This is a genomic window from Microbacterium sp. SA156 (genome assembly GCF_049065455.1).
In the GTDB taxonomy this organism is placed as follows: Bacteria; Actinomycetota; Actinomycetes; order Actinomycetales; family Microbacteriaceae; genus Microbacterium; species Microbacterium barkeri.
This window is the reverse complement of record NZ_JBAKGU010000004.1, coordinates 1-19,067: the sequence shown is the minus strand read 5'-3', so window position 1 is coordinate 19,067 and position 19,067 is coordinate 1. Positions and strand designations below refer to the sequence as shown.

Annotated in this window: 21 protein-coding genes; 9 read left to right on the top strand and 12 right to left on the bottom strand. The window is 70.8% G+C overall.

Annotation, left to right across the window (positions count from 1 at the left end; translation table 11 throughout):
• Both ACOWU6_RS04920 and ACOWU6_RS04915 read right to left on the bottom strand, forming a co-directional pair.
• Nucleotides 1-939, bottom strand: coding sequence for an aldo/keto reductase (locus ACOWU6_RS04920; protein ID WP_421074914.1), 939 nt, complete (start codon nucleotides 937-939; stop codon nucleotides 1-3).
• Nucleotides 936-2,108, bottom strand: a complete 1,173-nt coding sequence (locus ACOWU6_RS04915) for a sialidase family protein (protein WP_421074913.1) — start codon at nucleotides 2,106-2,108, stop codon at nucleotides 936-938. The genes ACOWU6_RS04920 and ACOWU6_RS04915 overlap by 4 nt, the downstream gene beginning before the upstream one ends.
• Before the next feature lie 122 nt (nucleotides 2,109-2,230).
• Between ACOWU6_RS04915 and ACOWU6_RS04910 the strand changes: the two genes are divergently transcribed.
• The 3 genes from ACOWU6_RS04910 to pdxA are packed head-to-tail and all read left to right on the top strand — an operon-like array spanning nucleotide 2,231 to nucleotide 5,243.
• Nucleotides 2,231-3,019 carry a DeoR/GlpR family DNA-binding transcription regulator gene (locus ACOWU6_RS04910; protein ID WP_421074912.1) on the top strand — a complete coding sequence of 263 codons (789 nt, stop codon included), beginning with the start codon at nucleotides 2,231-2,233 and terminating at the stop codon, nucleotides 3,017-3,019.
• A complete protein-coding gene (locus tag ACOWU6_RS04905) occupies nucleotides 3,016-4,215 on the top strand; it encodes a four-carbon acid sugar kinase family protein (protein WP_421074911.1) in 1,200 nt (399 codons plus the stop codon). The genes ACOWU6_RS04910 and ACOWU6_RS04905 overlap by 4 nt, the downstream gene beginning before the upstream one ends.
• Nucleotides 4,212-5,243: a 4-hydroxythreonine-4-phosphate dehydrogenase PdxA gene (pdxA, locus tag ACOWU6_RS04900; RefSeq protein ID WP_421074910.1), complete on the top strand. Its 1,032-nt coding sequence runs from the start codon at nucleotides 4,212-4,214 to the stop codon at nucleotides 5,241-5,243. Before ACOWU6_RS04905 ends, pdxA begins: the two co-directional genes overlap by 4 nt.
• Nucleotides 5,244-5,367: 124 nt before the next feature.
• Here pdxA and ACOWU6_RS04895 read toward each other — a convergent pair whose 3' ends face one another.
• The 4 genes from ACOWU6_RS04895 to ACOWU6_RS04880 are packed head-to-tail and all read right to left on the bottom strand — an operon-like array spanning nucleotide 5,368 to nucleotide 9,484.
• Nucleotides 5,368-6,003, bottom strand: a complete 636-nt coding sequence (locus tag ACOWU6_RS04895) for a DUF624 domain-containing protein (protein ID WP_421074909.1) — start codon at nucleotides 6,001-6,003, stop codon at nucleotides 5,368-5,370.
• Between the two features lie 4 nt (nucleotides 6,004-6,007).
• Nucleotides 6,008-6,910 carry a carbohydrate ABC transporter permease gene (locus ACOWU6_RS04890; RefSeq protein ID WP_421074908.1) on the bottom strand — a complete coding sequence of 301 codons (903 nt, stop codon included), beginning with the start codon at nucleotides 6,908-6,910 and terminating at the stop codon, nucleotides 6,008-6,010.
• 2 nt (nucleotides 6,911-6,912) lie between these two features.
• Nucleotides 6,913-7,896 carry an ABC transporter permease gene (locus tag ACOWU6_RS04885; RefSeq protein ID WP_421074907.1) on the bottom strand — a complete coding sequence of 328 codons (984 nt, stop codon included), beginning with the start codon at nucleotides 7,894-7,896 and terminating at the stop codon, nucleotides 6,913-6,915.
• A 58-nt stretch (nucleotides 7,897-7,954) separates the two neighbouring features.
• Nucleotides 7,955-9,484: an extracellular solute-binding protein gene (locus tag ACOWU6_RS04880; RefSeq protein ID WP_421074906.1), complete on the bottom strand. Its 1,530-nt coding sequence runs from the start codon at nucleotides 9,482-9,484 to the stop codon at nucleotides 7,955-7,957.
• A gap of 278 nt (nucleotides 9,485-9,762) precedes the next feature.
• On the opposite strand from ACOWU6_RS04880, the gene ACOWU6_RS04875 reads away from it, so the two are divergent.
• Complete coding sequence (locus ACOWU6_RS04875; RefSeq protein WP_421074905.1) at nucleotides 9,763-10,482, top strand: hypothetical protein; 720 nt, start codon at nucleotides 9,763-9,765, stop codon at nucleotides 10,480-10,482.
• 10 nt (nucleotides 10,483-10,492) lie between these two features.
• Here the strand turns inward: ACOWU6_RS04875 and ACOWU6_RS04870 are convergent, their stop codons facing one another.
• Both ACOWU6_RS04870 and ACOWU6_RS04865 read right to left on the bottom strand, forming a co-directional pair.
• Entirely contained in the window at nucleotides 10,493-11,404 is a 912-nt protein-coding gene (locus ACOWU6_RS04870) for a dihydrodipicolinate synthase family protein (protein ID WP_421074904.1), read from the bottom strand.
• 38 nt (nucleotides 11,405-11,442) lie between these two features.
• On the bottom strand, nucleotides 11,443-12,171 hold the full coding sequence (locus ACOWU6_RS04865; protein ID WP_421074903.1) for an MBL fold metallo-hydrolase: 729 nt from the start codon (nucleotides 12,169-12,171) through the stop codon (nucleotides 11,443-11,445).
• Between the two features lie 141 nt (nucleotides 12,172-12,312).
• Between ACOWU6_RS04865 and ACOWU6_RS04860 the strand changes: the two genes are divergently transcribed.
• Nucleotides 12,313-13,236: an SDR family NAD(P)-dependent oxidoreductase gene (locus ACOWU6_RS04860; RefSeq protein ID WP_421074902.1), complete on the top strand. Its 924-nt coding sequence runs from the start codon at nucleotides 12,313-12,315 to the stop codon at nucleotides 13,234-13,236.
• Between the two features lie 73 nt (nucleotides 13,237-13,309).
• Entirely contained in the window at nucleotides 13,310-13,738 is a 429-nt protein-coding gene (locus ACOWU6_RS04855; protein WP_421074901.1) for an SRPBCC family protein, read from the top strand.
• Nucleotides 13,739-13,744: 6 nt separating this feature from the next.
• Here the strand turns inward: ACOWU6_RS04855 and ACOWU6_RS04850 are convergent, their stop codons facing one another.
• On the bottom strand, nucleotides 13,745-14,281 hold the full coding sequence (locus ACOWU6_RS04850) for a DUF488 family protein (RefSeq protein WP_421074900.1): 537 nt from the start codon (nucleotides 14,279-14,281) through the stop codon (nucleotides 13,745-13,747).
• 32 nt (nucleotides 14,282-14,313) lie between these two features.
• The gene (locus ACOWU6_RS04845) at nucleotides 14,314-15,105 is read right to left on the bottom strand and encodes a helix-turn-helix domain-containing protein (RefSeq protein WP_282980410.1); all 792 of its coding nucleotides are present in this window, start codon (nucleotides 15,103-15,105) and stop codon (nucleotides 14,314-14,316) included.
• A 73-nt stretch (nucleotides 15,106-15,178) separates the two neighbouring features.
• Between ACOWU6_RS04845 and ilvD the strand changes: the two genes are divergently transcribed.
• A complete protein-coding gene (ilvD, locus tag ACOWU6_RS04840; RefSeq protein WP_271174635.1) occupies nucleotides 15,179-17,035 on the top strand; it encodes a dihydroxy-acid dehydratase in 1,857 nt (618 codons plus the stop codon).
• 31 nt (nucleotides 17,036-17,066) lie between these two features.
• On the top strand, nucleotides 17,067-17,561 hold the full coding sequence (locus tag ACOWU6_RS04835; protein WP_421074899.1) for a GNAT family N-acetyltransferase: 495 nt from the start codon (nucleotides 17,067-17,069) through the stop codon (nucleotides 17,559-17,561).
• A 65-nt stretch (nucleotides 17,562-17,626) separates the two neighbouring features.
• On the opposite strand, the gene ACOWU6_RS04830 is transcribed toward ACOWU6_RS04835, so the two are convergent.
• Entirely contained in the window at nucleotides 17,627-18,184 is a 558-nt protein-coding gene (locus tag ACOWU6_RS04830) for a hypothetical protein (protein ID WP_421074898.1), read from the bottom strand.
• 268 nt (nucleotides 18,185-18,452) lie between these two features.
• Entirely contained in the window at nucleotides 18,453-18,623 is a 171-nt protein-coding gene (locus ACOWU6_RS04825; protein WP_271174638.1) for a CsbD family protein, read from the bottom strand.
• A 235-nt stretch (nucleotides 18,624-18,858) separates the two neighbouring features.
• Between ACOWU6_RS04825 and ACOWU6_RS04820 the strand changes: the two genes are divergently transcribed.
• A partial coding sequence (locus ACOWU6_RS04820; protein WP_421074897.1) for a hypothetical protein occupies nucleotides 18,859-19,067 on the top strand: 209 nt, incomplete at its 3' end.

The following is a 19,067-nucleotide window of genomic DNA, read 5'->3' as shown; positions in this document are numbered from 1 at the left end:
TCATCGGTTGTAGGCGGGCACGGGGCCAGCGATCCAGTCGCCGATCTCGTCGATGCGCGCGACGAGATCCGCGTCGAGCGGCCCCCGGTCCAGCGCGTCGAGGTTGGAGCGCACATGCTCGGGACGCGACCCGCCGATCAGCACGCCGTGGAGCCCCGGCCGTCCGATCAGCCAGCGCAGCGCCAGCTCGCGCAGCTCGATGCCCGAATCGTCGGCCAGGACCCTGAGGCGGTCGATCGCCTCGAACATCCGCGGATCCCAGTACCGCTCGGTGTACATCGCCCCGAGACGGTCGCCGCCGAACCGCCCACCCGCCGGCATCTCCTCATAGCGGTGACGCCCCGTGAGCAGGCCTCCGGCAAGGGGGTTGTACGCGACCACGGGCGCGTCGAACCGCTCCGCCGCCTCGCGGTACTCGGCCTCGATCTGCCGACACAGCGCGTTGTAGAGCTGCTGACTGAGGATCGGCCCGGCCATCCCTCGCGCACGCGATTCGAAGACGAGCTCCGCCAGCTGCCACGAGGCGTGGTTCGACACGCCCCACGCGCGGACCCGGCCGTCGTCGATGAGGCGGGCGAGCGTGTCCAGCGTCTCCCCCACGGAGGTCGCGCGGTCGGGCTGATGGAGGTAGTAGACGTCGAGGTGGTCCGTGTCGAGCCGCCGGAGCGAGCCCGCGATGCACCGCTCGATCCCGACCGCCGACAGCGGAGCCGCACCCGCGGCATCCGGATGGGGGATGCCCACCTTGCTGGCGAGACGGACCTCGTCGCGACGGCCGGACAGCGCGCGCCCGAGGAACTCCTCGCTCGCTCCACCGGCGTAGCCGTTCGCCGTGTCGATGTCGCGCACCCCGCGTGAGACCGCCTCGTCCAGCACGCGCCGGGCGGACGCCTCATCCAGGCCGTCGCCGAACGTCATGGTCCCGAGGACAGCGTTCATCGCTGCGCTCCGACGACCTCGCGAGGAAGGAGGACGTGCTTGATGGCGGCTCGGCAATAGGAGTACGAGACGTGCACGTCGCCGTCTGCCGTGACGACGAGCGCCGGGTAGGAGAGCTCGCCCGCGCGGTCTCCCGCACGCTCGAGCATGGCCGGAGGGATGTCGGCCGCCGTGTCGATGTCGACCACCTTGGTCCAGGTGCGACCGCGGTCGTCGGAGCGCAGCAGCGAGACTGGTGTCCGCTCGACACCCCAGACCGCGTAGCGATCCAGCGGCTGCGGCGTCCCCGGAGCGGTCACCTTGCCGGCGTCGTGCGCGCGCCCCGCCTCGATCCGCTCGCGCCCGGGCGCGGCGGCCACGGGATTGAGGACCGCGAGCACGCTGTCGGCTCCGAGGTGCGGCGCGCGGCGCATCTGGATCGACGAGTTGTTGTTGGGCACCTCGGTGACCTCCGGCCGCGTCCATGTGCGCCCGGAGTCCGGAGACTCGCTTCGGTAGACGGCGTCTGCCCATCGGCTGCGGAAGAACGCGACGAGCCCGCCGTCCTCGAACGGGACGATGTCCATGTGCACTGCGCCGACGCTGTCAGGAACGGGGACCTCCGTCCAGGTCGCGCCGCCGTCCTCGCTGCGCAGCACCGAGCTCTCGTCGCCGTCTCCGAACCACTGGCGCCCCGGCAGAGGATGGCAGCGGAAGATCGGCAGCAGCAGCGTCCCGTCCGGGAGCACGACGAGGTCCTGCCGGATGAAGACGCCCCGATCCTCGATCAGCGGCTCCGGGTCGCCCCACGTCGCGCCGCCGTCGCGCGAGACGCGGCGCATGAGCACCGCGGTGTCCTGTGCGCCGAGCTCCTGTGCGGTGTAGAGCAGCCAGACCGCACCGTCGGGGAGCGTCGCGAGCACGGGGTTCTGGTGCGACTGCTCCGACCTCGGCGAGACGGCGATCGCCGGGCTCCAGCGCCCCGCGGACTCGTCCAGGCGGGACATCTGGATCCGCACGTCGGGCAGGCCCTCGCGTTCCCCCGCGAACCACACCGCGGCGAGTGAGCCGTCGGGCAGGCGGTGCAGGAACGAGGCGTGGTTCTCTGCGCGCTCTGTCGGGATCAGCGCCTCGTACCGGTCGTCGCGTCGCGTGAGGACACCGTCGATCTGGGGGACAACGTCGGCCATGTGCAGTGCTCCTCGCTGAGATTCTTTGCGTCTTTCGCGCAGTAACGTTAGCACGAATCGCGCAGTTTGTACTAGGATCATGGCGACGGCACCAGCCGCGCATGCCAAGGAAGGAGCGGGCGATGAAGCAACGCCGAACCCAGCAGCGTCGAGACGAGATCCTCGCGCTGGCGACCGATACGGGGCTCACGAACGTCGAGGATCTCGCTGAGCGCTTCGGCGTGACCGCGTCCACCATCCGCCGCGATCTCGCGACGCTCAGCAGCGACGGGCGACTTGCCCGGACGTACGGCGGTGCGATCTCGACGTCGCATCTGCCCGAGGCGTCGCTGCTGCAGAGGCGCTCGGAGGCGCTCGACGCGAAGCGCGCGATCGTATCCTGGGCCGCAGGCGAGGTGGAGCGCGGCGAGTCCGTGTTTCTCGACGCCGGCTCGACCACGGCCCTGCTCGCGCGCGAGCTCACGACGCGCCAGGTGCCCGCCACCGTGACGACCTCCAGCCTTCCGGTCGTCAGCCAGCTCCAGTCGGCCCAGGCCCTCACGGTGCAGTGCCTCGGCGGCCGGCTGCGGCCGCTCAGCGGGGCGTTCGTCGGCCCGCTCGCTGAGGCCTCGCTCGACCGGATGAGCTTCGACCGCGCGTTCATCAGCGCGGACGGCGTGACCGCCGACCGCGGACTCTGCGAGGCCGAACTCGAGCAGACGCGCTTCAAGGAGATCGTCGCTCGGCGCACGCGCTCCCTCTACGTCCTCGCCCACGCGTCGAAGCTCGGGCACGCGCCCTTCGACGCGTGGGCGCGTCTCGACCTCCCATGGACCCTCGTCACGGACGAATCCGCTTCCCAGGCGAAGCTCGACGAGTTCCGCAACGTCGGCATCGACGTCGTCGTCGCTCCGAACATCCGCACAGCGTGACTCCCTCGGCCCTCGCACGCCTGCTCGCCGACGACCTCTCCGGTGCGGCGGAGGCCGCGGGCATCCTTCACCGCCATGGGCTGGCCGCCTCCGTCCTCCTCGAGTCGCGGGCCAGCACCGGTGCGGCGTCGGTCCAGGACCTCGACGTGCGGAACGCGGGCGACGCCGCCGCCGACCGGATCGCGCTCGGCTTCTCGGCGGGCCCTCGACCGGACTACATCAAGATCGACTCGCAGCTGCGCGGCCCTGTGCAGGCTCTTCTCGCCGCGGCCCTCGAGCGCTCGGCCGTCGTGCTCGCGCCCGCGCTTCCGACGCTGGGCCGGACGGTACGCGACGGCGTCCCGCTGATCGACGACGCACCGCTCGGCTCGGCCCGGGGCTCGGCCTGGCACCGCGAGCCGCACCCCGCGCCCGAGCGGCTGCGCGACCTCGTCCCCAAGGGTGTCTCCGTGCGACACGCGAGCCTCGACGAGGTGCGTTCCGGGGCGTTCGCTGAGCGGCTGCAGCGGCTCGATGATGGAGAGCGCACCGTCCACATCCCCGACAGCGCGGATGCCTCCGACCTGGATGCGATCGCGCGCGCCCTGTGTGCGGCACCGCCGTCGATCATCCCCATCGGCAGCGCCGGCCTGCTCGAGGCCCTCGCCTCGGCCGTCCTCGACACGGCGCCGGCGCCAGGCTCGCCCCCGCACCCGGCCGAGCGCGTCGTCCTCGTCCTCGGCAGCATCGAGCCGGCGGTCACGCGCCAGCATGCCGCCATCCGGGCAGATCGCGTGGAGATCGCAGCCCGTCCGCACGGCGACCCGACGGAGCTCGCCGCGCAGATCGCCGCCGCGCTCGACACCCCTACGCGTCTCGTGGTCGTGCGGACCGGCGCGGCGAGCGGCACTCACGACGTGAGCGTCGCTCGCCGCGTCGGCACGGCGGTGGCCGAGGCCGTGCGTCGCGACGCCGGTATCGGCCTCGCGCTGATCGGCGGAGAGACCGCGCGGCGAACGCTCCAGGCTCTGGGCGAGAGCGCCCTCGCGGTCACGGGGGAAGTTCACCCCGGCGCCGTCCTCGGCGTCGTCTCGGGCGGGCGCCCGGTCGTGACCCGGCCGGGCAGCTTCGGGCGCGACGACTCCCTCGAGCTCATCATCACGACTCTCCTCGGGGGACTGCCCCGAGGCGACCATCAGAAAGAAGGATCCCTGTGACCGACGACTACGCGGCGGCGACGCCGACCATCGCCGTGACCATGGGCGACGCGGCGGGAATCGGCCCCGAGATCATCGTCCGCGCCCTCCTGGAGCCCGAGCTCTCGCGCACCTGCCGCGCGTTCGTCATCGGCGACGCGCGACGGCTGCGGGAGGCCGCACGACTGCAGGGAGTGGACGCGGAGATCCGCGTCATCGACGCTCCCGAGCAGGTGGAGCCGCGGGCGGGGCGCATCGACGTCATCGACCTCGGCCTCATCCCCGACGGCCTGCCATGGGGAGAGCTGAGCGCTGTCGCCGGCGATGCCGCCTACCGGTACGTCGCCGCGGCCGCGGAGTTCGCCATCGCCGGCCGCGTCGACGCGATCTGCACGGCGCCTCTGAACAAGGAGGCGCTCCACGCGGCGGGACACCTCTACCCCGGGCACACCGAGATGCTCGCGAGCCTGTGCGGTGTGGACGAGGTCTCGATGATGCTCTCGACGCCTCGCGTGCGCGTGATCCACGTCACGACCCACGTCGGCCTGGTCGACGCCATCGACCGCATCGAGCCCGGCCTCGTCGAGCGGACCATCCGCCGAGGGCTCAAGGCGATGAACGACGCGGGCATCGCCTCGCCCCGCATCGGCGTCTGCGCGATCAACCCGCACGCGGGTGAGAACGGCTTGTTCGGGTACGGCGAGGAGGCCGAGAAGATCACCCCCGCGATCGAGCGCGTTGCCGCCGAAGGGCACGACGTGCACGGGCCGCTGCCCGCCGACACGGCGTTCTTCCTCGCGTCCCGCGGGGACTACGACCTCATCGTCGCGATGTACCACGACCAGGGCCACGGCCCGGTGAAGGTCCTCGGCATCGAGGCCGGCGTCAACGTGACGGTCGGGCTCCCGGTGATCCGCACCTCCGTCGACCACGGAACGGCGTTCGACATCGCCGGCACCGGCAAGGCCTCCCACGTGAGTCTCGTGGTGGCCGTGCAGCAGGCCGCCGAAATGAGCCGCGGCGCCGCGGCGGCGCGGCAGTCGGCCTGACCGCCGGCGAAGGGCGTTCGCCCCGCTTCGGCGGGGCGAACGCCCTTCTGCGTGTCCAGAGACCGGCGCATCCTGGGCACACGCGAGAGCGCCCGACCAGCGGAGGTCGGGCGCTCTGGCCGCGTCAGGCGGCGACGACCGCGCGACGCTGCTCGAGCAGGCGGAACCCGCGGACGTCGACGAGAGCGGTCAGCACGGCCACCGGCGAGAAGCAGAAGAACAGGGCGGCGGCGGGGAAGGCCCCCAGTGCGAAGGACAGGCCGACCCATGCCGCGCAGATCGCCGCGGTGCCCACCGGATGCGCGAGCGCATACATCCAAGACGCGCGGACGATCGCCGCGTGCGGGGCGCTCACGTGCGCAGCGAGGAAGGGCAGGTGCACCAGGCCGCCGACGAACACCACGGAGGCGATGACCGCGACGCCGAGAGCGGGGAGCTGCCACGCAGCGCCTTCCGCGGTCCACGCGAGTCGCAGAGCGAGCGCGAGCGCCACGGCGATGGCGAGGATGAGCCATCCCGCCAGGTTCGCGCGCACGAGGCCGGCACGGAACTGAGCCGCGAAGCGCGGCAGCATCGGCTCGTCGCGGCTCTCAGGCCGGTGGACGAGGTCGCGCGCGATCTGGTAGCCCGCCGCCGTCGCGGGGAAGATGCCCAGCACGACGAGACCGGCGAGGGTGAAGAGCAGCCACAGGAGATTCAGCCAGGCCAGGCGCGCGATCCACACGCACCCGATCCGGACGCCTTCGTTCACAGCGGACATGGCCTCAGCCCTTCACCGCGCCCACGAGGATCCCCTTGCTGAAGTACCGCTGCGCGTAGGGATAGAACAGCAGCACCGGGATGATCGCGAACAGCATCGTCGCCGCCCGGATGTTCTCCGGGATCACCAGGAAGCCGTTGCTCACGGTCTGCTGGAAGTTCAGCGCCTGATCGTCGTTGCCGAGCAGGAGTCGATAGAGGACGACCTGGATCGGCTGCAGCGAGGCGTCGCGGAGATAGATGAGCGGCCAGAGGAACGAGTTCCACGTCTGCACGGCGTAGAAGATCGCGATCGTGGCGACGACCGGCTTCGACAGCGGCATGTAGATCCTCGTGAGGATCTGCACGTCGTTGGCCCCGTCGACGAACGCCGACTCCTCCAGCTCGTCGGGGATCGCCTCGATGAACGACTTCGTCACGATGAGCAGGAACGTGCTGATCGCGAGCGGAAGCACCATGATCAGCCAGTTGTTCACGAGGCCGAGGCCGCTGTTGACGATGTAGGCCGGCACGATGCCGGCGTCGAAGATCCAGGTGATGATGAACAGCATCATCACGAGGCGGCGGCCCGGCAGCCGTCGCTTCGCGAGGGCGTAGGCGGTGAGGTAGGTCAGCACCACAGCGACCACCGTGCCGACGGTCGTGTAGAGCACGGAGTTCAGAAGCGAGCGGATGACGCCGAGCCGCTCGTTCGTGAGGATGTACGCGAACGTCTCCACATTCGCCTCGACCGGCCAGAGGAACACGCGGTCCTGGAGGACAGCGCGGCCATCGGAGAACGCCACGGCGACGATGTAGAGGAAGGGGTACACGCACGCGAGCGCGATGAGGCCCAGGATGAGCCCGTTGACGACGTCGAACCACTCGATCCGCCGCGTGCGCGCTCGTCTGGTCTTGATATCGGTCATGGTCAGAACACCCTCGAGTCGGAGAAGCGCCGGGAGGCGCGGTTGGTCGCGACGACCAGGACGAAGGCGATGAGCCCCTGGATCAGGCCGACGGCCGCGGCGTAGCTGTAGTCGGGGAAACCCTCGGAGGCGAAGGCGAGGCGGTACACGTACGTCTGGATCACGTCCGCGGTCTCGTAGACCGACGGGTTGTACATCAGCAGGATCTTGTCGAGATCGACGGTCAGGATCTGACCCACATTCAGGATCAGCATGACGGCGATCATGGTGGAGATGCCGGGCAGCGTGACGCTGAACATCTTGCGCCAGCGACCGGCTCCGTCGAGCTCTGCTGCCTCGTAGAGCGCGGGGTCGATGCTCGACATCGCGGCGACGTAGATGATCACCGAGTACCCGAAGTTCTGCCAGACATGCATCGTCGTGTAGAGAGGGCGGAACCACTCCGGCTCGGTGAAGAAGGACACCGCCGAGCCGCCGAGCGCCTCGATGGCCATGTTCACGACGCCGCTGCTCGGGGAGAGCAGCGTGTACATGATGCTGACGAGCACGGCCGACGAGACGAAGTAGGGGACGAAGCTCAGCGTCTGCACGCTCTTGCGGAACCAGCGCAGACGCACCTCGTTGAGGAAGAGAGCGAAGACGATCGGGATCGGGAAGCTCACGAACAGCACGAGCACCGCGAGGATCACCGTGTTGAGCACGAGTCGGCCGACGGCCGGGTCGTTGAAGAAGTCGATGAAGTTCTGGAACCCGACCCAGGGGCTGCCGCCGATGCCGAGGAAGCTCGAGAAGTCCTGGAACGCGATGACGAGCGCCGATACCGGAGCCAGCTTGAACAGGACGAGGTGGATAAGGCCGGGGAGGAGCATCAGGTACAGCCAGCGCGCCGCGAGCATGCGCCGCCACAGCGTGGGGCCGCGCCTGACTCTCGACGGCCCGGCGGCAGGAGCGGCGGGGGCGGAGACGTCCACTGTTGTCTGGGTCATGGTCTTCCTCATCGCGGGCGGGGGTCCGCGGCTCGCCGCGGACCCCCTGTGACGCCCGTCAGCTCATCGCGTCCCAGGCGGCCTGATCGATCTCGGTGATCTGCGCGTAGCCCAGCTCGTCCGCCTCGTCCAGGAACGCGTCCCACTCGTCGAGCGAGCGCGCCCCGGTGGCGAACTTCACCAGCTCGGCGGCGACGAACGGCTCGACGGAGGCGAGGAGCTTCGAGCGCTCCGCCTGCTGCTCGCTGCTGTACTTCAGGACGGGGTTGGTCACGAGATACGTCTCGAAGTACTCGGTGGCAAAGGACTTCGTGAAGTCGTCGGACCACTGATAGAACGCCTCGTCGCTGACCGGGGCGGGGTAGGTGAGGCGGTCCTGCATGAAGTTCCACACCGGCTTGCCGACCTCCTGGTCGGCGTTCTCCGCGTAGGAGGCGGTGTACTGCTTCTCGCCGTCGACGACCTCGTAGGACTCGCCCTCGACGCCCCAGTGGTACGTGTCCTGCCCTTCCTCGCTGTACAGGTAGTCGAGGAACTCGATGATCGCGAGGGAGTTCTGCGACTTGCCGTTCACGACGAACACCCGATCGACGTTGTAGCGCTCGTTCGCGGCCTGCAGCATCTGCTCGCCGCCGTTCTTCAGCGCGGGCATGGTGCCGATGCGGTAGTCCGGGTAGGTCTCCATGTCGGCGTTCGAGAGGAACCACGAGGGGCGGGTGAAGAAGTCGTTCGACACGGAGATCTTCCCCGTGAGCATCTTCGTCTGCCAGTCCTCCTCGCCGGTGACGCCCTTCACCCATTCGGGATCGATCAGCCCCTCCTCGTACAGCGTCGCGTACCACTCGATCATGTCGCGAGCACCCGGGGAGTGGATGTCGAGGCCGCGGCCCGACTCGTAGATGCCGTGCACGCGCCCTGATTCGTCGATGCCGTCGTTGGCCGCGAACGCGTACTGGTAGTTGACGAACGAGTCTCGACCGCCGAGGGGGAAGTAGCTCGAGTCGGAGCCGAACGTGCTCTTGAGAGCGCGCAGCGCCTCGGTGAACTCCTCGACGCTGGTCGGAGCCTCCGAGATGCCGGCCTCTTCGAGCATGTCCTCGCGATAGAACGAGACTGTCGACACCTTCGGGTACTCGTTGACGAGCCCGTAGATGCTGCCGTCCTCGTTCTCGATGAGCGCCTTGAACTCGGGGTTCTCGTCGATGTACGCCGCGAGGTTCGGCGCATGCTCCTCGATCAGGGGCGCCAGGTCGAGAAACGCTCCCTGGGCGCCATACACCTGTGCCTGCGCCATCGTCGCCACGGTCGCGTCCTCGAGATCGCCCGACGAGAGCAGCAGATCGAGCTGCTGGTAGTGCTTGTCCTCCGGCCCACCGTCGACGAGCTCGACATCGACGCCCGCGCCCTCCTGGAGGGGCTCGTTCCAGAGATTGTCCTCGAGCCAGTTCTTGAACCGGTCCGGGATCCGGTAGCTGAAGCCGCTGCCGTCACCTGTCGCCTGCTCGCTCCCGCCCGCTGTGCATCCCGCGAGACCGATGACGAGCGCGGAAGCGCCGACGATGCCCGCGAGGGCTCGTGATGTCCGCATGAATACTCCCTTGTACTAGGTGGCGCGCGCTCGGGTTCGCGGTCGCTGCCCTCCTGGCGGAAGCCGGCGTTCGCGTGCATGGGTCGAACGCTCGGGAGAACGTCACGTTTCGCGCGCCTGTGCAGACGAGTATTGCATACATCGCGCAGTGCGCGCAGAACTATTTCCCACTTTGCGCGCGTTTCGCGCACTCTTGGGCGACGCGAGTGTCCGCAGGGAAGCGAAGAGAGCCTGTCAACGGGTTCCGCCGTGACCGCCCGCCTCGCTGGGATGGACGCATGCATCGCATCGCCTCGCTCACCGGCACGGTCCTGAAGGCGCTCTTCTCGGGACTCGTGCGCCTGCGCCATCCGCGCCCCGTGCATCCGCATGGCGTCGCGCTCACGGGCGAGATGCGATGGCTCGGCCGGAGCGGCTCGGGGATCGCCTGGGTCGACGAGCCTCCGGACGGCCCGCAGCGCGTGTCGGCCCGAGCATCGCGCTCGATCGGCGTGCCAGCGCCCCTGCCCGACGTGATCGGCCTTGCGCTCCGCGTGGACGATGAACGCGGCCCCGTGCACCTCGCGCTGGCGTCGACGGGGCGTGGGCCCGTCTCCCGCTGGCTGCTCATGGTCCATCGGTCGCCCTCGTCGGCATGGCTGAGCACCTTCCTCCCCTACACGGGCTCCCGGGGCTCTCTGCTGCTCGCCGCGCGGCCGCGCGCGCCGAGCGATCTGCCGAGCGAGCCATCCGCTCTGGCCGCCGCCCTGCGCGAGACGCCCTGGCGCCTGCGCCTGCACGTCGCCACCCCGACCGGACGCTGGCATCCCTTCGCCGAGCTCACCCTCCGGCACGAGACCGGCGCGCACGACACGTCAGAGCGCATCGACGTGGGCGCGCATGTTCCGCCGGGCGCGACGGTGGCGTCGTGGATCCACGCGATCCGCGACCCGTCGTACCGCGAGGTCCAGGCGCGGACGTCCGGGGAGCCGAGCGGTCGGCCTCAGCCGGACGGGTGACCCGCCCTCCTCAGAGCTCCTCGTCGAGGCCCAGCTCGTGCGCGACCTCGACGGCCCGCCGCCGCGCATCCCCCTCGAGCGCGCGGAGCGGTCGCGGCAGCGGGTCATCCGCCGTGAGACCGAGATGACCCGCGAGCGCTGCGACGACGCGCAGGCTCCCGTGCGTGCGGAAGAGCTGCCACAGCGGCTCGAGGCGCTCGGATGCCACCGCCGCGGCGGTGTGATCGCCCCGGCCGGCCGGCTCGGCGATCGCCATCGCGGCCCGCGGGAAGAGGCCGCCCACCACCGAGTACCAGACGGCGCAGCCGGCGGCGAGGCCCGCGGCGGCGAGCGGGTCGACCGAGATGCCGACGCTCACGCTCTCCGGGATGCGCCCCCGCAGAGCCCGGAGGCGTTCCCGGGCAGCGAGCGGCTCGGCGGGCACGCCGGGGATCTTGATAGAGGCGATGTGGGGCAGCGCCGCCACACGCTCGAGGAGATCGTCAGTGAAGGCGAAACCCGTCGTCGTCGGGTTGTCGTAGACGACCACGGGCACCGACACCTCGGCCGTCAGCGCCTCGAAGAGGGCGAAGACCTCGTCGTGGGTCAGAGGCTGGTAGCTCAGCGCGGGCAGAAGCAGACCCGCCGCTCCCGCCTCCTGCGCGTCGGCGGCGAGCGCGCGCACCTCGCTCGCCCGCAGCGCGCCGATCCCGGCGAGCACGGGCTTCTCGCCCGCGCTCTCGACCGCGATGCGCACCGCCTCTGCACGCTCGGCGCGCGACAGGTACGGAGCGCAGCCCGTCGAGCCGAGCGCGGTGATCGTGTCGGCCTCGCTGCGCGCCAGGCGCTCCACGAGGCCCGCGTACGCGTCGCGATCCAGCGCGTCGTCGCGCAGCGGCGTGAGCGGGAACGCGCTCACACCCGTGAATGCCGCAGAGGTCATAGGTGCACCATAGTGCACTGGCGGGGCGGGTGCCAGCGTCAGCGGGCGCCCGCGGCGCGGGCCAGACGTGCGGCCGCCCGGACGCCGTCGCGCCACGGCTCGCCGTGGCCGGGCAGCATCAGCGGCGCCTCGACCTGCGCGAGCGCGTCGAGCGACGCGAGCGCGGCCCTGCTGTCGGCCGTCGCGGCGTTCGCGACGAGGCGCGGCCCGGTCTCGGCGGTGTACGGGTCGAGCGTGACGATCGCGTCGCCCGAGAAGAGGATCCCGATCTCGTCGAAGAGAAGCGCACAGTGCCCGTCGGTGTGCCCCGGCGTCCACAGCGGCACGGGCGATCCCGGCACATCGAGCGGATGGCCGTTCGCGAGCGACGCGCGCGCGGTCACGCCGCGCACGCCGAGCGCTCCGTGCAGGACCATGTCGCCGAGCACGGGGAGCGCCCTCGGATATCGGGCGAGGTACGGCGGCCGGGCGCGCTCGGGGCGGTAGAGGTACGGATGGCGCGCGAGGCGTCGATCCCGCGCGTGGACGTGCACGGGGGTCTCGTGCGCGCGCTGCAGCCGCCGGGCGATCCCGACGTGATCGAAATGGCCGTGCGTGAGCACCACGGCGTCGATGTCGGCCGGTGTCGCGCGGAGGTGGCCGAGCACTTCCCGGAGCGCGCCCCACGTGCCGGGCAGGCCCGCGTCGACGAGGGTCATGCCGTCGGGGCGCACGACGAGATAGCAGTTCACGTGCGCGACATCGAGCCGGTGGACCCCCTCGGCCACCACGCTCCAGGATCTCGATCGATCGCGCATGAGAGCACCCTGCGTCCGCGCCGCCGCGTCCGCCAGGGGCTTGCCGCGCGCCGATCGGCGGTGTTAGGGATGGCACCGACGGGAGGAACCGATGGCAGCACGCGAGCGGCCATGAGACGCCGCATCGACTCGGACACCGTGGTCGTGGTGCTCGGCGCCTCGAGCGGCATCGGGCGCGCGGCCGCGCACGCCTTCGCGCGGCGCGGAGCGCGTCTGGTGCTCTGCGCGCGCACGCCGGCGAGCCTCGATGCCGCCGCAGACGAGTGCCGCAGCCTCGGCGCGGCCGACGTCCTGACGTTCCCCCTCGACATCGTCGACGAAGACGGCGTCGCCGACATGCTCGCGTCGGTCGAGCGCCGCCTCGGACGCGTGGACGTCTGGGTCGCCGCGAGCTCCCTCTACAGTCTCGGCACGGTCGAGAGCACGCCGAGCGAGGTGACGCGGCGCATCCTCGAGGTGAACCTCATCGCGCAGATGGAGGCCGCGCGTGCGGCCATCCCTCTCCTTCGGAGGGCGCACGGCACGATGATCCTCCTCGGCTCGGTCTTCTCCGAGGTGCCCGCCCCGTTCGTCGGCGCGTACGCGGCCAGCAAGCACGGCATCGCCGGCTTCGCGAAGGTCCTGCACCTGGAGCTGCGCGGCGAAGTCGACGTGTGCCTGCTCCTCCCTGCGACGATCGACACCCCGATCCACCAGCACGCCGCGAACGCGACCGGCCGCGCGATCCGCCCCCTCCCTCCGCTCGTGCCCGCGGAGCGCGTCGCGAGCGCGATCGTCGAGCTCGCCATCCGCCCGCGCCGCCGTCGCGTCGTCGGCTGGACGCAGGGAGCGGCCGTCTACCTGCGCCCTCTGTGCCCGGGGCTCGTCGACGCGTTCATGTCGGCGTACATGCGCCGTGTCGGCGCGGGCAGGATGGCCGCCTCTCCCTCCGAGGGGAATCTGTTCCACGTCGACCCCGGCTCGAACGCCGTGAGGGGCGGATGGCGGCGGTCGCGCGCGCGTGAGGAGAAGCGCGCCGCTCGTCAACCCCATTAATCCCACGGAGGAGCAGAGCATAGCCTCGGGTCCACGAAGAGAGCACTCCATCATGCGACCAGCCGAGGCACACATGCGCACAGCACTGACCGGAGAGATCGACGTCGACGCGCCTCCCGGGGAGGTGTACGCACGCTGGAGGGACGTCGAGGGGTTCCCCGAATTCGTCGAGCTCGTGGAATCGGTCCGCCGGGTGGACGACATCCGCTCGTTCTGGACGGTGCGGCTCGGGCGGACGCCGCAGACGTTCTACGCCGACATCGTCGACGATGTGCCCGAACGGCGCATCTGCTGGCAGAGCACCGACGGCGCGCTCCACTCCGGACGCGTCGATTTCGAGCCGCTCGACGGCGGCACCCATGTCGCGCTCGAGACGACCTGGGATGCCCCCGATCCGTTCGCCGCGATCGGCCTGCCGCTCGACCTCGACCCCGACCTCGCACAGCGTGACCTCGAGCGCTTCAAGCGCCTCGTCGAGGAGCGCAGCCGCGCCGCCCACTGAGGTCGCTCACGCCGGGGCGTCCTCCGGCGGGTACCAGACGCGCTCGCCGTCGACGCGCGCGAACGACGTGAGCGTGTGCGGCCGGGACGCGGTCGGGCTCATGATGTCGACGACCTCGATCCCGCGCACGAGCAGCGCGTCGCCCACGAGCGAGCGGTGGCAGCGCCACGGAACCGCCTCGGCGCACATGATCGCGGTCCGCTGCCGCTCCGCGAGGCGGATGAGCTCCTCCACGCCGCGCGCGAACGCCTCGGTCTGCATGTAGTCCGCGTACGCGCGGAAGCTGCGGTTGCGCCAGGCTCCGTTGATCGACTCCTCGCCGACCCGCGTGTAGCGACGCCCGCCGAGGTCCTCGAGACGCCGGTAGGCGATGCCCGCATGCTCCAGCGCGCGCGGCAGCTCGTCGCGCCCGAACTGCGGGTTCCGACGCGATCCGACGACCGAGCGGATGTCGCACACGAGCTCGATCCCGCTCGCGGCGAGCATCGCGAGGAACTCCTCGATCGGCCGGTTCGAGTGCCCGACCGTGAACACCGTCGTCATCAGCGGAAGCATCCTCTGCAGTATGTCGCGGTTCAGGTCGTGACGGGCACGTACATCACGACGTGGAGGTCGGAGGCGTCGGATGGCACGAGCCGATGGTGCTCGAACGCGAGCAGACCCGCCTCGCGATGGCGGAACATCCGCCGCCGCGACGCGAAGCGCAGGATCTCGAGCTCGGCCCACTGGACGCGGAAATCGTCGCTCGCCTCGCGCAGCCGCTCGACGATCGCGCGATGCCGCGGGGTGGCGAGGCGCACCCCGGCCTCGGCGCGGAACTCCGCGAGGAACCGCCGGCTGTCGCGCTCCCAGTCGGGCAGCATCTCGCGCAGCTCGGGGTCGGTGTAGACGAGCCACAGCAGGTTGCGGTCGGCCTCGTCGAGGGTCGCGATCCGTGGGTACAGCCACGCGTACCGGGCGTTCCATCCGGCGATCGCCCAGTCCGTCGCGACGATGAACGCGGGGAAGTCGAGGGCGTCGACGAGCCGCTGAAGATGGTCGGGCACCGCCTCGCGCTCGGGCGCGGGCTCGGCTGACTCCTGCTCGGCGAGCGCGAAGACGTACTCCGTCTCGACCGAGGTCAGCCCGAGCACGCGCGCGACGGCGGCGAGCACCTGGCGGGAGACGTTGATGTCGCGCCCCTGCTCGAGCCACGTGTACCAGGACCCGCTCACGCCGGCGAGCGTCGCGACCTCCTCGCGGGTGAGACCGGCGTCGCCGCGGCGGGCGGTCAGCGGAAGCCCGAGGGCCGAGCGGCTCGTCGTGCGACGGCGCGCGAGAAGGAACTCGCCGAGCTGCTCGCGACGAGGAGTGCGCGGCCGGATCACGCTTTGATGGTACTGCGAGTACCGGTACTCACCGCACCTCCCGCTTCCTCGTGCGACGTGCGGAGATGGGACCATGCCCGCACTCCGCTCTCGCACCATCACGCACGGCCGCAACATGGCCGGCGCCCGCGCACTGCTGCGCGCCGCCGGCGTCCCCGGCGCCGACATCGGCCGGAAGCCGATCATCGCGGTCGCCAACTCGTTCACCGAGTTCGTGCCCGGCCACACGCACCTCGCGCCCGTGGGCCGCATCGTCTCCGACGCGATCACCGCCGCGGGCGGGGTGCCGCGCGAGTTCAACACGATCGCGGTCGACGACGGCATCGCCATGGGCCACGGCGGCATGCTCTACTCGCTGCCGTCTCGCGACCTCATCGCCGACTCGGTCGAGTACATGGTGAACGCGCACTGCGCCGACGCCCTCGTGTGCATCTCGAACTGCGACAAGATCACGCCCGGGATGCTGCTGGCCGCGCTGCGCCTCAATATCCCGACCGTCTTCGTCTCGGGCGGGCCCATGGAGGCCGGCCGCGCGACGCTCGTCGACGGCACCGTGCGCACCCTCGATCTCGTCGACGCGATCTCGGAGGCCGTGAACGAGAACGTCTCGGATGCCGACATCCAGCGCATCGAGGAGTCGGCCTGCCCCACCTGCGGATCGTGCTCGGGGATGTTCACGGCGAACTCGATGAACTGCCTCACGGAGGCGATCGGCCTCTCGCTCCCGGGCAACGGCTCGGTGCTCGCGACCCACACCGCGCGCCGCGCGCTCTACGAGAAGGCCGGCTCGCTGGTCGTCGACATCACGCGCCGCTACTACGACGAGGACGACGCCTCGGTCCTCCCGCGCAGCATCGCGACGCCTGCCGCATTCGGCAACGCGATGGCGCTCGACATCGCGATGGGCGGGTCGACGAACACGATCCTGCACCTGCTCGCTGCCGCGCACGAGGCCGGCGTCGCGTTCGGGCTCGATGAGATCGACGAGGTCTCGCGCCGCGTGCCGTGTCTCGCGAAGGTCGCGCCGAACGTCGCGAACGGCCGGACCTACTACATGGAGGATGTGCACCGCGCGGGCGGCATCCCCGCGCTCCTCGGCGAGCTGCGGCGCGGCGGGCTCCTCGACGAGAACGTGCACACGGTGCACGCGCAGACGCTGGGCGCCTGGCTCGACGAGTGGGATGTCCGCGGCGGCTCCGCGAGCGACGAGGCCGTCGAGCTGTGGCACGCGGCGCCCGGCGGGCGCCGCTCGGCGACGGCCTTCTCGCAATCCGAGCGCTGGGCGGCGCTCGACCTCGACGCCGAGGGCGGCTGCATCCGCGACGTCGCGCACGCGTACTCGAAGGATGGCGGCCTCGCGGTCCTGCGCGGCAACATCGCCGTCGACGGCGCGGTCGTGAAGACCGCGGGCGTCGATCCGTCGATCTGGACGTTCTCGGGCCCCGCGGTCGTGTGCGAGTCGCAGGACGAGGCGGTGCAGAAGATCCTCGCGAAGGAGGTCGCGGAGGGCGACGTCGTCGTGATCCGCTACGAGGGCCCCAAGGGCGGGCCGGGCATGCAGGAGATGCTGTACCCGACGTCGTTCCTCAAGGGCCGCGGCCTCGGCAAGAGCTGCGCGCTCATCACCGACGGCCGCTTCTCGGGCGGCACGTCGGGTCTGTCGATCGGACACGTCTCCCCCGAGGCCGCGGCAGGCGGACTCATCGCGCTCGTGGAGGACGGCGACATCATCTCGATCGACATCCCCACGCGCGCGATCTCGCTCGACGTCGCACCCGAGGAGCTCGAGCGCCGTCGCGCTGCGCTCGAGGCGGGCGGGGGCTACCGGCCGAAGAACCGCGTCCGCGAGGTCTCGCCCGCGCTGCGCGCCTACGCGGCCTTCGCGCAGTCGGCCGACAAGGGCGCCGTCCGGATCGTCCCCGAGATCTGATCGGGGCGTCCGGATGCGAGAGGATGGTCGGGTGCTGCGCCCCGCTCAGACCGACGACGCCCCGGCCATCCTCGCGCTGCGCGATGCGCTCGCGCGCTGGCATCTCTCGCGCGGCATCCGCCAGTGGACGCCCGGGCAGGTGCCGCTCGCCGAGATCCAGGCGCAGATCGCGGATGGCCAGTGGCACGTCCTCGATGACCGTGACGGGATCGAGGCGACCGTGCGCGTGCTCGACGACGACCCGCTCTTCTGGCCCGATGCCGAGGGAGACGACGCCGGATACATCCACGGCCTCATGGTCGCGCGGTCGCGCGCGGGCGAGGGCCTCGGCGGGCGCGTCCTCGCGTTCGCCGAGGGGATGATCCGCTCACGAGGGTGGGCCGCGGCGCGGCTCGACTGCGTCGCGTCGAACGCGGATCTGCGCAGCTACTACGAGGGCCGAGGGTACGTCTTCCAGGGCGTCCGCGAGTTCCCGCCGGACATCGGGCGGGTGCCGGCCGCGCTCTTCGAGAAGCCGCTCGACTGAGGATCGTGGGCGGAGTCCCCCGCTCCCCCGCTCGGTGAGAAGGGGCGTCCGCCCACGATCGGCCGTCAGGAGGGGATCGCCACCGTGAGCTGGCGCATCCGCTCGCGCTGCGACGCCGCCTCGGCATGCTCGACATGGAAGCAGTCGGCGTGCGCCGCACGGAGCGCCGCCATCACCTCGCGCGAGACGTCGAGGCGATCCACGGGCTGCGCGCCCTGGGGGAACGCCCGCACATCGTCGAAGTCGTTGTCGTCGAGCAGCAGCAGGAAGTAGGGCGGGATGCCCTCCGGCGTCGCGAGCGGGACCAGGGCGTACCCCGTGGCGCCCATGTCGGCGAGGACGGTCGCAAAGCGCTGGGAGACGATCGGCGCGACGGGCGTGCTGGACCAGAGGATGTCGCCGAGGCGGCCGCCGCGCTCGAACGCGAGTCGCAGCGGCGGGAGCGACGCGATATCGCCCGCGGCGAGGACCTCGTCGATCGCGCGGCCGTCTGGCAGCTCCCACCAGCGCTCGTCGTCCCATCCGTCCCAGGCGATGAGAGCCCAGGCGTCGTCATCCGCGCAGCAGCCCTCGATGACCTCGCGGCCCGCGTAGCCGCGGCGGCCGCCGATCTGCTTGAGCACGGGTCACCGTCCCGTCGGACGGTGGTAGCCGTCGGTCAACGGCGGGAAATGCGGGATGGGCACGGGTCGCTGCGACGGGTGCCTCCCGTTCGCGGCGCCGGCACGGCGGAAACCGTCGCGTCTGTGGGGGTCTGCGTTCTGCAGGGGTTCGATCATGGTGCACGTCCTCGTCTGTCGTGTGGTCTTCGTCGATCACGCGATGTCGCACTCCCGGGTGCGAGGGCAACGCCGGCGGCGCGAGTGCGCCGCCGGCGTTGAGGAGGCCTCTTTACTTGAAGGCGTCCTTGACGTTCTCTCCGGCCTTCTTGAGCTTCGCGCCGAACTGGTCGGCCTCGCCCTCGGCCTCGAGCTCTTCGTTGTCCGTGGCCTTGCCGGTGGCTTCCTTCGCCTTGCCCGCGATGTCCTGCCCGGCGTTCTCGATCTTGTCGTCGAGTCCCATGGGGCCTCCTCTCGTCGTGCCTTCGGTCGTGCAGACCATTCGACTACACGCGACGGGCAGGCAGAACGGGGTTGACAGAGCGAGGAGGAGAAGGCAGGGGTCCTTCACGCCTTTCCTTCCTCGTATCTCTTTGCGAATGTGGAGTTATCCACAGGCTGGGATTGTTCGGTGGAATGTCCGATGGGGTGGGTAGTGTGGGGGTATGTCGAGGACGATGCCGCGGGAGGATGCGGGGGTGGGTTGGGAGCCCACTCCGGCGGAGGTCGCGGTGACGCGTTCGGCGGTGGAGCGGGCTCGTCGGGCGCGGGCTTTGCGGGCGGAGGCGGATGCGCTGGAGATTGAGGCGCTGGCTGAGGCGGGGGAGGTCGCGCGGGCGCAGCTGGCGAGGTCGGGGGCGGTCTCGTCGCGGTATGACTTCCCGTTCCGGGCGATGGCGGGGGAGTT

Bases quoted from the DNA above. Each gene is read 5' to 3' on its own strand.
- ACOWU6_RS04910 (WP_421074912.1), top strand. From the start codon at position 2,231: ATGAAGCAACGCCGAACCCAGCAGCGTCGAGACGAGATCCTCGCGCTG.
- ilvD (WP_271174635.1), top strand. From the start codon at position 15,179: ATGCCCGCACTCCGCTCTCGCACCATCACGCACGGCCGCAACATGGCC.
- ACOWU6_RS04875 (WP_421074905.1), top strand. From the start codon at position 9,763: ATGCATCGCATCGCCTCGCTCACCGGCACGGTCCTGAAGGCGCTCTTC.
- ACOWU6_RS04890 (WP_421074908.1), bottom strand. From the start codon at position 6,910: ATGACCGATATCAAGACCAGACGAGCGCGCACGCGGCGGATCGAGTGG.
- ACOWU6_RS04915 (WP_421074913.1), bottom strand. From the start codon at position 2,108: ATGGCCGACGTTGTCCCCCAGATCGACGGTGTCCTCACGCGACGCGAC.
- ACOWU6_RS04825 (WP_271174638.1), bottom strand. From the start codon at position 18,623: ATGGGACTCGACGACAAGATCGAGAACGCCGGGCAGGACATCGCGGGC.
- ACOWU6_RS04895 (WP_421074909.1), bottom strand. From the start codon at position 6,003: ATGTCCGCTGTGAACGAAGGCGTCCGGATCGGGTGCGTGTGGATCGCG.
- ACOWU6_RS04880 (WP_421074906.1), bottom strand. From the start codon at position 9,484: ATGCGGACATCACGAGCCCTCGCGGGCATCGTCGGCGCTTCCGCGCTC.
- ACOWU6_RS04860 (WP_421074902.1), top strand. From the start codon at position 12,313: ATGAGACGCCGCATCGACTCGGACACCGTGGTCGTGGTGCTCGGCGCC.
- ACOWU6_RS04920 (WP_421074914.1), bottom strand. From the start codon at position 939: ATGAACGCTGTCCTCGGGACCATGACGTTCGGCGACGGCCTGGATGAG.
- ACOWU6_RS04850 (WP_421074900.1), bottom strand. From the start codon at position 14,281: ATGACGACGGTGTTCACGGTCGGGCACTCGAACCGGCCGATCGAGGAG.
- ACOWU6_RS04870 (WP_421074904.1), bottom strand. From the start codon at position 11,404: ATGACCTCTGCGGCATTCACGGGTGTGAGCGCGTTCCCGCTCACGCCG.
- ACOWU6_RS04855 (WP_421074901.1), top strand. From the start codon at position 13,310: ATGCGCACAGCACTGACCGGAGAGATCGACGTCGACGCGCCTCCCGGG.
- ACOWU6_RS04885 (WP_421074907.1), bottom strand. From the start codon at position 7,896: ATGACCCAGACAACAGTGGACGTCTCCGCCCCCGCCGCTCCTGCCGCC.